At 65.2% G+C, this 13,651-nt stretch carries 16 protein-coding genes; 3 read left to right on the forward strand and 13 right to left on the reverse strand.

The features are described 5' to 3' along the window. Nucleotides 1-80: 80 nt before the first annotated feature. Complete coding sequence (locus BMI91_RS17295) at nucleotides 81-569, forward strand: peroxiredoxin (protein WP_078570786.1); 489 nt, start codon at nucleotides 81-83, stop codon at nucleotides 567-569. Between the two features lie 54 nt (nucleotides 570-623). Here BMI91_RS17295 and BMI91_RS17300 read toward each other — a convergent pair whose 3' ends face one another. The 6 genes from BMI91_RS17300 to smc form a co-directional block, all read right to left on the reverse strand. Then, nucleotides 624-995 carry a 4a-hydroxytetrahydrobiopterin dehydratase gene (locus tag BMI91_RS17300; protein WP_078606039.1) on the reverse strand — a complete coding sequence of 124 codons (372 nt, stop codon included), beginning with the start codon at nucleotides 993-995 and terminating at the stop codon, nucleotides 624-626. A gap of 57 nt (nucleotides 996-1,052) precedes the next feature. Next, entirely contained in the window at nucleotides 1,053-1,934 is an 882-nt protein-coding gene (locus BMI91_RS17305; RefSeq protein WP_078522343.1) for a mechanosensitive ion channel family protein, read from the reverse strand. Between the two features lie 39 nt (nucleotides 1,935-1,973). Next, nucleotides 1,974-3,161 (reverse strand): GNAT family N-acetyltransferase, encoded by a 1,188-nt coding sequence (locus tag BMI91_RS17310; protein ID WP_078606040.1) that lies wholly within the window; start codon nucleotides 3,159-3,161, stop codon nucleotides 1,974-1,976. 57 nt (nucleotides 3,162-3,218) lie between these two features. After that, nucleotides 3,219-3,983, reverse strand: a complete 765-nt coding sequence (locus BMI91_RS17315; RefSeq protein WP_093477243.1) for a glycerophosphodiester phosphodiesterase family protein — start codon at nucleotides 3,981-3,983, stop codon at nucleotides 3,219-3,221. Next, entirely contained in the window at nucleotides 3,983-4,438 is a 456-nt protein-coding gene (locus BMI91_RS17320; RefSeq protein ID WP_078522346.1) for a RidA family protein, read from the reverse strand. The genes BMI91_RS17315 and BMI91_RS17320 overlap by 1 nt, the downstream gene beginning before the upstream one ends. 127 nt (nucleotides 4,439-4,565) lie before the next feature. Continuing rightward, entirely contained in the window at nucleotides 4,566-8,024 is a 3,459-nt protein-coding gene (smc, locus tag BMI91_RS17325) for a chromosome segregation protein SMC (protein ID WP_078606042.1), read from the reverse strand. 240 nt (nucleotides 8,025-8,264) lie between these two features. On the opposite strand from smc, the gene BMI91_RS17330 reads away from it, so the two are divergent. Both BMI91_RS17330 and BMI91_RS17335 read left to right on the forward strand, forming a co-directional pair. Then, complete coding sequence (locus tag BMI91_RS17330) at nucleotides 8,265-8,621, forward strand: CidA/LrgA family protein (RefSeq protein ID WP_078606043.1); 357 nt, start codon at nucleotides 8,265-8,267, stop codon at nucleotides 8,619-8,621. Then, a complete protein-coding gene (locus tag BMI91_RS17335; protein ID WP_078606044.1) occupies nucleotides 8,614-9,330 on the forward strand; it encodes an LrgB family protein in 717 nt (238 codons plus the stop codon). The genes BMI91_RS17330 and BMI91_RS17335 overlap by 8 nt, the downstream gene beginning before the upstream one ends. 10 nt (nucleotides 9,331-9,340) lie before the next feature. Here the strand turns inward: BMI91_RS17335 and BMI91_RS17340 are convergent, their stop codons facing one another. From BMI91_RS17340 to BMI91_RS17370, 7 genes are all read right to left on the reverse strand, one after another. After that, nucleotides 9,341-9,997, reverse strand: a complete 657-nt coding sequence (locus BMI91_RS17340; RefSeq protein WP_078522350.1) for a trimeric intracellular cation channel family protein — start codon at nucleotides 9,995-9,997, stop codon at nucleotides 9,341-9,343. Then, nucleotides 9,994-10,458, reverse strand: a complete 465-nt coding sequence (gene rnhA, locus BMI91_RS17345; protein ID WP_078606085.1) for a ribonuclease HI — start codon at nucleotides 10,456-10,458, stop codon at nucleotides 9,994-9,996. The genes BMI91_RS17340 and rnhA overlap by 4 nt, the downstream gene beginning before the upstream one ends. Beyond that, nucleotides 10,451-11,056: a glutathione S-transferase family protein gene (locus tag BMI91_RS17350; protein ID WP_078606045.1), complete on the reverse strand. Its 606-nt coding sequence runs from the start codon at nucleotides 11,054-11,056 to the stop codon at nucleotides 10,451-10,453. Before BMI91_RS17350 ends, rnhA begins: the two co-directional genes overlap by 8 nt. Nucleotides 11,057-11,060: 4 nt before the next feature. Further along, nucleotides 11,061-11,489, reverse strand: coding sequence for a DUF3429 domain-containing protein (locus BMI91_RS17355; RefSeq protein WP_078606046.1), 429 nt, complete (start codon nucleotides 11,487-11,489; stop codon nucleotides 11,061-11,063). Continuing rightward, nucleotides 11,489-12,436: a 4-hydroxy-3-methylbut-2-enyl diphosphate reductase gene (gene ispH, locus BMI91_RS17360; protein ID WP_078541705.1), complete on the reverse strand. Its 948-nt coding sequence runs from the start codon at nucleotides 12,434-12,436 to the stop codon at nucleotides 11,489-11,491. The genes BMI91_RS17355 and ispH overlap by 1 nt, the downstream gene beginning before the upstream one ends. Nucleotides 12,437-12,496: 60 nt before the next feature. Further along, entirely contained in the window at nucleotides 12,497-12,943 is a 447-nt protein-coding gene (locus tag BMI91_RS17365) for a YqaA family protein (protein WP_078606086.1), read from the reverse strand. A gap of 83 nt (nucleotides 12,944-13,026) precedes the next feature. Further along, nucleotides 13,027-13,590 carry a LabA-like NYN domain-containing protein gene (locus BMI91_RS17370; RefSeq protein WP_078522355.1) on the reverse strand — a complete coding sequence of 188 codons (564 nt, stop codon included), beginning with the start codon at nucleotides 13,588-13,590 and terminating at the stop codon, nucleotides 13,027-13,029. Between the last annotated feature and the right edge of the window lie 61 nt (nucleotides 13,591-13,651).

Consider the following 13,651-nt stretch of genomic DNA (forward strand, 5'->3'; position numbering starts at 1 on the left):
CTTTCTCCACTGGCCCGGCTCGCGCCTGACCCTATATCGACGGGCGGAACAAGTGCAACGCGAACAAATCGGAGCTTTCTATGACCTTAACGACCGGCGACGTTCTTCCCGGCGCGACTTTCCTCGCCGTGGGCGATGAAGGGCCGCAACCCGTGAGCCTTGGCGACAAGATGAAGGGCCGCAAGATCGTGATCTTCGCCGTGCCGGGCGCCTATACCGGCGTCTGCACCACCGCGCATGTGCCCAGCTTCATCCGCACCAAGGACCAATTCGCCGAAAAGGGCGTGGACGAGATCATCTGCGTCTCGGTCAACGACCCCTTCGTCATGCAGGCCTGGGGCGAGGCAACGGGCGCGACCGAGGCGGGGCTGACCATGCTGGCCGACCCGGAAGCCGCCTTCACGCAGGCGATCGAGATGGACTTCACCGCGCCGCCCGCGGGTCTCATCAACCGCTCGAAGCGCTACGCGATGCTCGTCGAGGATGGTGTGGTCAAGCACCTGAATGTCGAGGAAAGCCCCGGCACCTGCGAAGCCTCGGCAGGCGAGGGCCTTCTCGCGGAACTCTGATCCGCCGCCCTGACAAAATGAAAACGCCCGGCCAAGGAGCCGGGCGTTTTTCGTTCAGTCGTCGTCTTTTTCGACCGGTTCGGTCAGTCGCATCACCGGGCGTCCGATATCGCGGTCGACCTCGGCCACGCCCTCGGCCAGCGAATCCAGCGCGCCGGCCAGTTCGATGTCGAGGACACTGACGCCACCGCAGTCATGGGTCGTCAGCGTGATTTCGAGCTTGTTGTAGACGTTGCGCCAGTCGGGATGGTGATCCATCTTCTCGGCGCAGAGCGCGGCTTGGCTCATGAAGCCCCACGCGGCGGAGAAATCCTTGAACAGAAGCCGCTTGATCAGGGCATCCTGCCCATCGGCCGCGCGCCATCCGGTATCTTCAAGCGCGTTCAGCAGCGCCTTGCGTTCCTCGGGTTCGAGCTTCGATGTCATCGCTTACTCCCTGATGCGTTAAGCTGGCCCGCAGCCTTGCAGCCCCGGGCCGCCAGTTCAAGCGGCACCGCTTTCGCGGGTCACGCTGCGGGTCTCGATTTTCGGTACCTGCACCACTTCGAGCGTCCGCGTGGGGAAGGGGATGCCGATATCGTTCGCGTCGAACTCCACCTTGATCTTGCGGGTATATTCCGCCTGAAGTCCCCAGAAATCTTCCGTCTTGGCCCAGACGCGGAAGGTGAAATCGACCGAGCTGTCGCCCAGTTGCTTTACCCGGATTACCGGCGCGGGCTCCGGCAGGGCACGCGGATCGGAGAGCGAGATATTCTCCAGAACTTCCTGCGTCTTCTTCAGGTCCGCGTCATAGGCGACGCCGATGGTCAGATCCATCATCCGCGTCGGGTTGGCGGAGAAATTGGTGATCGCGCTCGACCAGATGTCGCTGTTGGGCACGATGATCTGGATGCCGTCATAGGTCGTCAGAACCGTGTAGAAGAGCTGGATTTCAGTCACCGTGCCGCTTTCCGAGCCCGCCGCGATGAAATCGCCTTGGCGGAACGGGCGGAACAGGATGATCATCACGCCCGCCGCGAGGTTCGACAGTGTGCCTTGCAGCGCGAGACCGATAGCCAGACCGGCGGCACCGACAAGGGCGGCCAGCGAGGTCGTCTGAATGCCGAAGCGGTTGAGGATGAAGATCACCCCGATCGCGAGGATCAGGTATTTCACCATATTGCCGAGGAAGCCGAAGAGCGTGTCGTCCAGCCGTTTGTAACGCTGCGACAGCGCCACGATACGCCGTTTGGCCCAGGCCGAGATCGCCATCGCGACCAGCAGGATCACCAGCGCAGCCACCACATTCACCGCAACCATGATGGCCGCATCGATCCGATCCTGCGTCAGCCACGCGCTGACATCGGTCAGGTCATTCAAATTCATTCATCGCTCCCGTCATACGTCCTTTAACACTGCTACTTATCACGCCTGCTCATCGCTTCCACCCGAGGGGGCTCGGAACGGGCCCATTTCGGTGAGAACCTCGATATCTTCGTCCACGGCGGCGCGTTCGGCTTCCAAGTACTCCGCGACCGCCCCGCGCAGACCTTCATTGCCGATCCAATGCGCCGAATGGGTCGCGACGGGCAGGTAGCCGCGCGCCAGCTTATGTTCGCCCTGCGCCCCGGCCTCAACCCGGCTCAGCTTGTGCGCGATCGCGTAATCGACCGCCTGATGGTAGCAGAGCTCGAAATGCAGGAAGGGGTGATCCTCAATACAGCCCCAATAGCGCCCGAACAGCGCATCGCGTCCGATCAGGTTCAGCGCGCCCGCAATCGGGTGGTCTCCGTTCATCGCGAGCACCAGAAGCACGTCCTCGCGCATCTCGTGCAGCAGGTCGAAGAAGGCGCGGCTCAGGTAAGGGCGGCCCCATTTCCGCGCGCCGGTGTCCTGATAGAACTGCCAGAACGCATCCCAATGCTCGGGCCGGATATCGTCGCCGGTCAGCTGTACGATTTCTCCGCCGAAAGCTTGCGCCCGCTGGCGCTCCTTGCGCAGCGCTTTGCGCTTGCGCGAGCTGAGTTCGCCAAGGAACTGGTCGAAGCTCTCGTAGCCCTCGTTGAACCAGTGGAATTGTTGCCCGAGCCGCGGCAGCCAGCCCGCCTCGGCGGCAAGCTCCGCCTCGTCCTCGGTGCAAAACGTCATATGGACCGAAGAGACCCCGGCCCCTTCCGCGATCTGCGCCATCCCGGCCAGAAGCGCGCGGCCGCCGGCCTCTTCCAGCCCCGGCAGAACCAGCAGACGCCGGCCGGCCACGGGCGTGAAGGGCACTGCGCATTGCAGCTTGGGGTAATAGCGCCCGCCCGCGCGCTCATACGCATCGGCCCAGCCGTGATCGAAGACATATTCGCCCTGACTGTGCGATTTCACGTAGAGCGGCGCGACGCCGATGATCCGGTCGCCCATCCGCGCCACAAGATGCCGTGCGTCCCAGCCCGTGCCCGGCCCGACCGAGCCGGAGGCCTCGAGGGCTGCCAGAAACCGATGCGTGGTGAACGGGTCGAACGCCCGCTCCCCATCCCCGATTTCGGGGCAGGCGCAGGCGTTCCAGTCTTCTTCACTTATTTCGGAAATATCCGAATAAAGCGTGATTTCAACGCTTTGATCCATTTCATCCCGGGTGGTTAGGCCATCCTTTGCCTGAATCTGTACCCTGAGCGCGCGGCGTCAAGCCGGAAGCGCCGAGAGGTAGCCCTCGAAGGTCACGTTATCGGCCACCCGACGCGCCAGTGTCTCCTCGTCGACCGAGCGGATCGTCCAGCACAGAACCGGCACGCCGAGCGATTTCAGCTCGGTCACCCGAAGTGCGTTCAGGTCCTTCGCCTCATGCGAGATGAAGGCCGCGCCGACGCGCTCGAAATCGGGAATATGGCGCAGCTCGTCGCCGCGCGCTGCGGGCAGCAGCGCCCAGTCATTGGGCTGATAGGCCGAGGTGGTCAGCCCGACCGGAACGCCCGGGGCCAAGTCGCCGAATGCCGCCACCGCATGCGGATTGAAGGACATCACCGCGACCGGGCCTTCGTAGTCGCGCAGCAACAGCGCCGTCGCCTCTTCCAGCGGGCCGATCTGCTGGCCGAGCGCGCCGTCCTGATCCTTGATCTCGACCAGAAGCGGAACCTGCCCGTCCACGATCTTCAGCACTTCGGCGAGGGTCGGAATGCCCTCCTGCGTGCCGCTTAGATGGATCGCGCCAAGCTCTGCCGAGGTGCGCTGGCGCACCGGGCCGCGCTCTGCGGTCAGCCGGTCCAGCGCGTAGTCGTGAAACACCATCGGCACGCCATCGGCCGAGAGTTGCACGTCGATCTCGATCCCGTAGCCCGCCGCGATAGCCGCGCGGATTGCGCCACGGCTGTTTTCGGGACGGCCGAGCGTGTAGTCGTGCAGCGCCCGATGCGCGATCGGAAGCCGGAGAAAATCAGGATGCAATGCCATCACGCGACCTCGAAAATCGCCTCGATTTCGACCGCGACGCCCATCGGCAGCGAGGCCGCCGAGACCGCCGAACGCGCGTGACGCCCCGCATCGCCGAAGACCTCGACCATCAGGTCCGAACAGCCGTTCACGACCTTGGGCTGATCGGTGAAATCAGCGGTGGAATTCACGAAACCCACCAGCTTCACCACACGAAGCTTGTCGAGATCTCCAATCGCCGCCTTAGCCTGCGCAATCAGCGCCAGCCCGCAGAACCGCGCCGCCATCGCGCCCTCTTCGACATCCATCCCGTCGCCGAGCTTGCCGCGGATCAGCCCCTCGGGCCCGTTCGAGATCTGTCCCGAGACGAACAGTTGATTGCCGGTGCGCACAAAGGGCACGTAATTTGCCGCCGGTGCCGGCGCATCGGGAAGGTGAATTCCCAGCTCTTCGAGACGTGCTTCGATCTTGGCCATTGCGCCCTCCATGAAATTTCGCGGCGAGGCTAGGCGCGCGCCTTTTCTCCCGCAAGCGGAATCGCTTCTCTTCTTCTTGATCGAAATATCCCGGGGGCGCGATAGCGCGGGGCCGAGCCCCTCGCCGTTATGCCACCAGCGCTTCGGCCTTCTTCAGGTCGACCGAGACCAGCTGGCTCACGCCTTGTTCTTGCATCGTCACCCCGAACAGCCGGTCCATCCGCGCCATTGTCACCGCGTGGTGGGTGATGATCAGGAAGCGCGTGTCGGTGCGCCGCGTCATCTCGTCGAGCAGGTCGCAGAAGCGCGTCACGTTCGCATCATCGAGCGGCGCGTCGACCTCGTCGAGCACGCAGATCGGGGCGGGGTTGGCCATGAAGACCGCGAAGATCAGCGCCATCGCGGTCAGCGTCTGCTCACCGCCCGACAGCAGCGACAGCGTCGACAGCTTCTTGCCCGGCGGCTGGCACATGATCTCGAGCCCTGCCTCCAGCGGGTCGTCGCTTTCGACCAGCTGCAGGTTCGCCGAGCCGCCACCGAAGAGATGGGTGAACAGCGTCCGGAAGTTCTCGTTCACCTGCTCGAACGCGGTCAGAAGACGCTCGCGCCCTTCGCGGTTCAGACCCGAAATCCCGGCGCGCAGCTTGCGGATCGCCTCTTCGAGATCGGATTTCTCCTGCACCAGCGTGTCATGCTCTTCCTGCACCTCGCGGGCGTCTTCTTCGGCGCGCAGGTTCACCGCACCAAGGCTCTCGCGCAGCCGCTTGAGCCGGTTCACTTCCGCGTCGAGCTTCTCCGCGTCGGGCATTTTCTCGGGATCGGCGTCGAGGCTTTCCAGCAAATCCTGCGGCGACTTCTCGGTCTCCTCGAGGATACGTTCGGCGGCATAGGCGACGGTTTCACGGGCCGCATCGACGCGGGCCTCGGCACGGGCGCGGGCTTCGCGCGCCTCACCGGCGAGACGTTCGGCCTCGCGTTCGGCCAGCTGCGCCTCGCGCAGGGCGCTTTCCGCGCTGGAAAGCTTGTCCGACGCCTCGGCCTGACGCGCTTCGGCGGTGGCGATGGCCTCCGACAGCTCGGCGCGTTTCGCGGCCAGTTCCTCGGGCGCGGCGGAGGCGTCCTTCAGCTCCGCTTCGCTCTCGATCTTGCGGGTTTCCAGCTCTGCCGAGCGTTTCTCGGCGGTCTCCAACCGGTGCCGCCAGCCGGAGATTTCCTTGGTGATCTCCTGCCGACGCTTCAGCCGCGCCTCGCCCTCCCGACGGATTTCGTCATGGGCGGAGCGCTTGGTCATCATCGTCATCCGCGCCGCTTCGACCGTCATCTTCACCGCCTCGACATCGCCGCGCGCGGCGTCCAGATCGGGCAGGGAGGATTGCGCATTCTCCGCCTCGCGCAGCGCCATCCGCGCGCTGCCAGCCTCTTCCTCATGGCGGGCGACGGCGAGCTGGGCGCTTTCCAGCTTGGAACTGGCGATCGAGCGATCGGCCTCGGCCCGGCTGAGCGCGCGGCCCGCTTCGGCCAGGCGGCGATCGGCATCGCGGCGCGCCTCGCGCGCGGCGGCATCGGCGCGGGTGGCCTCGGCCAGCGCGGCGGTCAGTGCCTCATGGGCGGATTTCGCGCCCGAAGCGCGCGCCTCGGCCTCTTCCAGATCGCGCTTCAACTCCACCAGACGGTTGAGCTGTTGTAAGCGCAATGCGGCGGCGGTCGGGGCATCCTCGGCACCGGCGCGATAGCCGTCCCAGCGCCACAGGTCGCCCTCGGTCGAGACGAGGCGCTGGCCGGGGGCCAGTTGATCCTGCAGCCGCACGCCCTCGTCGTAATCCTCGACCAGACCGATCTGCGAGATCCGGCGCACCAGCACATCGGGCACATCCACATGAGCGGAGAGCGGCTCGACGCCGACGGGCAGGGGCTGCGGCGCGGGATAATCGGGCAGGGCTTGCCAGCCGGTCGCGTCATCCTCGCCCACTTCCGGCGCGCGCAGGTCATCGGCGAGCGCGGCACCCAGCGCCGCCTCGTAGCCGCGATCCACCCGGACGCGATCAAGAATCTGCTGGCCGTTGGAGGCTTCGCGCTCGACCAGACGCGCGAGCGCCGACACCTCGGCCCGCAAGGCTCCGGCCTCGCCCTCGGCTTCCGAGCGTGCCGCCCGGGCCGCGCTTTCGCGGCCCTGAGCCTCGGCGCGCGCGTCATCGGCCTGACCAAGCGCTTCCTCGGCGGCTTCGGCGGCGGCCTGCGCCTGTGTCTGTGCGCCTTCTGCCGCCTCGAATTCGGTATTCGCCTTCGCAAGCGCGGCGGCAGCGGCCTCGGCGGCTTGCTTAGCCTGCGCCGCGGCGGCTTCGGATTTCTCCGCCGTCGCGCGGTTGTCGGTCACGAGGCGCTGGGACGATTGGTGACGGGCCGCAAGCCGCGCGACATCCTCGGTCAGTTCCGACAGTTGCGCCTCGCGCTCCTGCAAAATCTGCGCGGCCTCATGGGCGGCATCGACTGCCGCCGCAAGTTTGTCTTCGTGCCCCTCGGAGGCTTTCGTGATCTGCGCCTGCTCCCATTCGAGCCGCCCGATCGTCTCGCCCGCATCGCGGTTGAGCCCCGCTTCGCGCTCCATGTCGCGCACGAGCTGTTCGATCCGCGCCTTCAGCGTCTCGATCCGCGCAATCGCCTGATCTTCCTGATCCGAGAGCGCGTCGCGCTGCACGGTGAGGCGCTGCAGGATCGCGCCCGCGATGGCCTCTTCCTCGCGCAGCGGTGGCAGCGCGTCTTCCTTGCCCTGCCGGGCCTTGGCCGCCTCGCGGGAGGCTTTCTCGGCCTGCGCGGCCCCGGCGACCTTCTCGCGATGCGCCTCTTCGGCGGTGGTGCGGGCCAGATCGGCTTCGCGCCAGCGGCGATATAGTAGCATCCCCTCGGCGCGGCGCAGCTCTTCGCCGATGGTGCGGTAACGTGCGGCCTGGCGGGCCTGCCGGGCGAGGGTGGCCAGCTGCGAGGCGAGTTGCTCGATCACGTCGTCGACGCGGGTCAGGTTCTGTTCGGCGCCGTTCAGCTTCAACTCCGCTTCGTGGCGGCGCTGATAGAGGCCCGAGATCCCGGCCGCTTCCTCGAGGATGCGGCGGCGGTTCTTCGGCTTGGCGTTGATAAGCTCGGAAATCTGACCCTGCCGCACGAGCGCGGGCGAATGCGCACCGGTCGAGGCGTCGGCGAACAGCATCTGCACATCGCGGGCGCGCACGTCCTTGGAGTTCACCTTATAGGCCGAGCCCGCGTCGCGGGTGATCCGGCGCACGATCTCCAGCCCGTCGCTGTCGTTGAACCCGGAGGGCGCCAGCCGCTCGGTATTGTCGATCTGCAGCGCGACTTCCGCGAAATTGCGCGCGCCGCGCGACGAGGCGCCGGCGAAGATCACGTCTTCCATGCCGCCGCCGCGCATCGCCGAGGGGCGGTTCTCGCCCATCACCCAGCGCAGCGCTTCCAGGAGGTTCGACTTGCCGCAGCCATTGGGTCCGACGACGCCGGTCAGCCCGTCATGGATCACGAGATCCGTGGGGTCCACGAAGCTCTTGAAACCGTTGAGACGTAGCCGAGAGAAGCGCAATTGCCAAACTTTCCGAATCTGACCGAGTTCTGAGAAGTGTCCGTAGAGCAGGCCTGCGAGTCAATGGAAAGACACCGCATCTGGCGATGATGGGACTGTTATCCACAATATATTGGCGCATTCTTGCGCAGGTATCGGGGGGTGCGAGATGCCTGTCGACGCAGTCGGGTATGCACCTCCGCTGTCTTTTCCTTTTGATCGCGGAGGCTTAGCATCAGGTGCGTCCCAAGGAGCCGACCGATGATCCCAGCCCTGTCCCTGATCCTCGCCTGCCAACTCGCTGGCGAGATCCTGTCCCGCGCGTTGCAACTGCCGCTTCCCGGCCCGGTTCTGGGGATGATCTTCCTGCTGATCGCAATGAGCGTCTCGGGCAAGGTGCAGCAGATCGTGCGCCCCACGGGCCAATTCGTGTTGCAACACCTGTCGCTTCTCTTCGTGCCGGCGGGCGTGGGGATCGTCGCGCATCTTGGTGCGCTTCGCGAGCATGGGATGGGGCTGGCGGTGGCGCTGGTGATCTCGACCATGCTGGCGATCGTGGTCGGGGCGGCGGCCTTCGTCGCGGTGGCGAAGCTGACCCGGAGCGATGCCGATGACTGATCCGTTCAAGCTCTGGTCCTACCTGTCCTCCGAACCGCTCTTGTGGCTGTGGGCGACGCTGATCGCCTATTGGATCGGGGATACGATCTTCAGGCGCGTGAACCGCAGCCCCTTCGCCAATCCGGTGATGATCGCGGTGGTGATCCTCGGCGCGGTGCTCCTGATGACGGGCACGCCCTATCAGCGCTATTTCGACGGGGCGCAATTCGTGCACTTCATGCTGGGCCCGGCGACGGTCTGTCTCGCGGTGCCGCTGCATGCGAACCTGCCGAAAGTGAAACGCGCGCTTCTGCCGATCGCGGCAGGGCTGATCGCGGGGTCGGTCACGGCCATCGTCTCGGTTCTGGCGATTGCAAAGGCGATGGGCGCGGGGCCTGAACTGCTCGCCTCGCTCGCGCCGAAATCGGTGACGGCCCCGGTGGCCATCGGGATTTCGCAATCGCTTGGTGGCGAGCCTTCGCTGACAGCCGCGCTGGTGATCCTGACGGGTATGATCGGGGCGATCACGGTGACGCCGATGCTCAACCTGCTGGGTTTTCGCGACTGGCGGGCGCGGGGCTTCGCGGTGGGCGTCGCGGCGCATGGGATCGGAACGGCGCGCGCTTTTCAGGTGCATGAGACCGCGGGCGCCTTTGCGTCCATCGGCATGGGGCTGAACGCGGTGCTGACCGCTTTCCTCGCGCCGGTGGTGCTGAGCTACTTCGGTTAATCGACTTCCGTCAGTATTGGCGCGGCGGGCGCGCCTTGTAGACCGGAAGCTTCCAGCCGAAACGCAGCGATCCGGCCCGCAGCGCAAAGGTCACGCCGCCGCAGATCAACAGCGCGATCAGCGTATCCGCCCCGAGCGCCGTCGCGATTACCGCGCTCATGGCCCCGGCAAACGCGCAGGACAGATACAGCTCGCCCTGTTTGAGAACCAGCGGCACCTCGTTGCAGACCACGTCGCGCATCAGGCCGCCGAACGTGCCGGTGGCGATGCCCATGATCAGCACGATCACCGGCCCATGCTCCAGCCGCATCGTGATCGCGACGCCTGCAGGCACTGCCACCGCCAAGGCGCAGGCATCGAGCCACAGCAGCGCGCGGTAGCGGCTTTCCAGAAGATGCGCGGTGAAGAAGACGACCACCGCCGCCCCCGCTGCGATCAGCACATAGGTGGGATCGCCAACCCAGAAGACCGGGTCGCGGCCCAGAAGCAGATCGCGCAGCGTGCCGCCGCCGATAGCGGTGAGCGCGGCAATGAAGATGAAGCCCACGAGGTCGAGCTGCTGGCGTGAGGCGACCAGCGCCCCGGTCAGTGCGAAGACCAGCACCGAGGCATAATCCAGCGCAGCGCCCAAGGGAAATTCCCCCAGCCAGTCGGGCAGGGCGGTCATTTTTGCTTGGCCGGTTTGAAGGGCTCCATCCCGGCGCGGGCCAGCTCGTCGGCGCGCTCGTTCTCGGGGTGGCCCGCATGGCCCTTGATCCATTCCCACGTCACGTTGTGGCGGCGCTGCGCCTCGTCGAGCCGCTGCCAGAGATCGACATTCTTCACCGGCTTCTTCGCCGCGGTCTTCCAGCCGTTGCGTTTCCAGCCGTGGATCCAGCCGGTCACGCCGTTCTTCACGTAAGCGGAGTCGGTGGTAATCGTGATCGCGGTGTCGCGGGTCAGGGTCTCCAGCGCGTTGATCGCGGCCAGAAGCTCCATCCGGTTATTGGTGGTTTCGGCCTCGCCGCCCTTCAGCTCGCGCTCCTTGACGACGCTTTCGCCATCCATCGCGCGCATCAAGACGCCCCAGCCGCCGGGGCCGGGATTGCCGCTGCAGGCGCCATCGGTCCATGCGTAAAGCTCAGGCATCGAGACCCACATAGCCGTCGAGCGCTGCGATCCGGTCGAGCCAGCGGCGCAGCGCCGGGAAGGGCTCGAGATCATAGCCGCCGCGGGTCTCGGCGGTATGGGTGTAGGCGTAAAGGCAGATATCGGCGAGGCTCATCTTGTCGCCCGCGAGCCAATCGGCCTGCTCCAGTCGCTGCTCCATGATGCCCAAGAGGACGTGGCCGCGCACTTCCAGCGCGTCGAGCGTCTCCTGCGTGCGCTCATGCGCGCGATGCGGATAGCACAGGATTGCGGCGCGCACGGCGATGACGCCCTCGTGCTGGTTCTGCTCCCAGAACATCCACGACAGCATCTGCGCGCGGGCGAAACGGTCCTCGGGGATAAAGCGCGAGCCCTCGCCGAGATAGGTAAGGATCGCGTTGGACTCCGCGAGCACCCGCCCGTCGTCGAGATGCAGCGCCGGCGCCCGGCCGAAGGGCAGCGCGCCGCTTTCATGAGCTTCGGCCAAGGCGTCGGTGTCATACTCGACATCGATCTTGTCGTAGCTCTGGCCCAGCAGCGCCATCAGCAGACGCACCTTGTAGCTGTTGCCCGAGGAGGGCATCGAATAAAGCTTCATCTCGTTACGTCCTTACAAGCGCGATCAGGCAGGCGACGACGACGACCGTCAGGCCGATGCGCAGTTTGAGCCACCAGCGCGGCGTATGGCCGAATTTCTGGAACAACCAGTCGAGCGGCAAGAGCGCGAGGAAGCCCAGAATCAGCACGAAATTCACCGGCATCCCGAGCGCCACGAAGGCGATGAAGAAGATTACCGGAGCGACGGCGAGGAAATAGCCGGTCTCCCATTCCGCGCTTGCGGCGAAGCCCCAGAGGCTGCCCGCCATGAAGCAGAAGATCATCAGGCCATAGGCGAGCACCGCCACACGCGGGTCCGCTATGAAGGCGAATTGGCCGGTCTGCACGACCAGCACGCCCCAGAGAAACGGGATCAGCCCGGTAAGGCCAAGGAGCAAAGCGCCGCCGGGGATTTTCGGGCCGATTTCGCGCATCACGACGCCTCTCTCAGAACGCGGGGCACCTTGAATTCGATGTCCTCGCGGGCGGTTTCGATCTGGTCGACGGTCAGGTCATAGCGCTGGCGGAAGGCGTCGATCACCTCGTCGATCAGCACTTCCGGCGCGCTCGCGCCCGCGGTCACGCCGACCGTCTGCACCCCCTCCAGCGCGCGCCAGTCGATATCCGCGGCGCGCTGCACCAGCTGCGAATAGGCGCAGCCCGAGGCTTTGCCGACCTCGACCAGACGGCGCGAGTTGGACGAGTTCGGCGCGCCGATCACGAGCAGCGCGTCGATCTGATCGGCCATCGCCTTCACCGATGCCTGACGGTTGGTGGTGGCGTAGCAGATGTCTTCCTTGGCGGGGCCGACGATCTTCGGGAACCGGTCCTGCAGCGCGGCCACGATCGCCGCCGTGTCATCGACCGACAGCGTGGTTTGGGTGATGAAGGCCAGCCTATCGGGATCGCGCGGCGTGATCTTGGCCACATCCTCGACCGTCTCGACCAGCAGCACCTCGCCATCGGGCAGCTGCCCCATCGTGCCCAGCACTTCCGGGTGGCCCGCATGGCCGATCATGACCATCTGCAGCCCCTCGTTCGAGTGCCGCTCGGCTTCCTTGTGGACCTTGCTCACCAGCGGGCAGGTCGCGTCGACATAGATCATCTCGCGCCGCGAGGCCTCGGCGGGCACCGATTTCGGCACGCCATGGGCCGAGAAGATCACCGGCCGGTCATCAGGGCATTCGTCGAGTTCTTCCACGAAGACCGCGCCTTGATCGCGCAGGCTGTCGACGACGTATTTGTTATGGACGATCTCGTGGCGCACATAGACCGGTGCGCCCCATTTCTCGATCGCCATCTCGACGATCTTGATCGCCCGGTCGACGCCCGCGCAAAAGCCGCGCGGGGCCGCCAGATAAAGGGTCAGGGAGGGTTTCATCGCGCGCTCCTTTGTTCGGGTTCAGACCTAAAGCCCCGTCCGCCTCGCGTCCAGAGGCGATCAGCTTGCGAGTTTGATCGCTTCCGCCGTCAGCCAGGCCAGTACCGCGTAACGTCCGGCTTTGGCCACGAAGACCAGCGGAATGAAGAGCCAGAGCGACATGCGCAGGATGCCGGAGATCAGGCAGATCAGATCGCCGCCGGGCGCCCAACTCAGCAACAGCAGGCCGATCCCCCAGCGCTCGAACCAGCGATGGCCGCGCGCGAGCTGCGCTTCGGTCGCGGGAAACCATTTGCGGTCTTTCCAGTGGGTGACGCCCAGTCCGATCACGTAGGTGACGAGCGAGCCGATCGTGTTTCCCACGGCGGCGATGAGGATCATCAGCCAGATATTTTGGGTGCCAAGCGTCTGCAGCGCGACGAATACGAGCTCCGACTGGAACGGGATCGGCGTCGCCGCCAGAAGCGCCGAGACGAAGAGGCCAAAGAGGGAAACGTTTTCGAGCATCAGGCCTTCCGCAATGACAAAGGGCGCGCAGGTGATCTGCACGCCCCTTCAAGCACGAATTACGGGTCGCGTCAGGCCCCGGATCAGCTGTCGTCGCCGTTCTCGTCCTCGCGCGGCTCACGCGGCGGGCGACCGATCACTTCGCGCAGCGCGTCGAGTTCGATGAAATTGTCGGCCTGACGGCGCAGCTCGTCGGCGATCATCGGCGGCTGCGAGCGGATCGTCGAGACGACCGAGACGCGGCAGCCCTGACGCTGAAGGCTTTCGATCAGCGGGCGGAAATCACCATCGCCGGAGAACAGCACGATATGATCGAGGCGCGGTGCGAGTTCCATCGCATCGACGGCCAGCTCGATATCCATGTTGCCCTTCACCTTCCGGCGACCCATGGAATCCGTGTATTCCTTGGCCGGTTTGGTGACCATCGCGAATCCATTGTAATTCAGCCAATCCACGAGCGGTCGGATCGGCGAATATTCTTCACTCTCCAGAAGAGCGGTGTAATAGAACGCGCGGACGAGTTTGCCGCGACGTTCAAATTCTTGTCTCAACAGCTTGTAATCAATATCAAAGCCAAGCGCCTTGGCGGCCGCATAGAGATTAGATCCGTCAATGAACAGGGCGAGCCGTTCGTCCTTGTAGAACATACAGTCCTCTTGCACAGGTAGGGTGGACCAGTTCGCGCAGGTGCCGATACGGAAAGTATAG

The sequence above is a fragment of the Thioclava sediminum genome (assembly GCF_002020355.1).
Classification (GTDB): Bacteria; Pseudomonadota; Alphaproteobacteria; order Rhodobacterales; family Rhodobacteraceae; genus Thioclava; species Thioclava sediminum.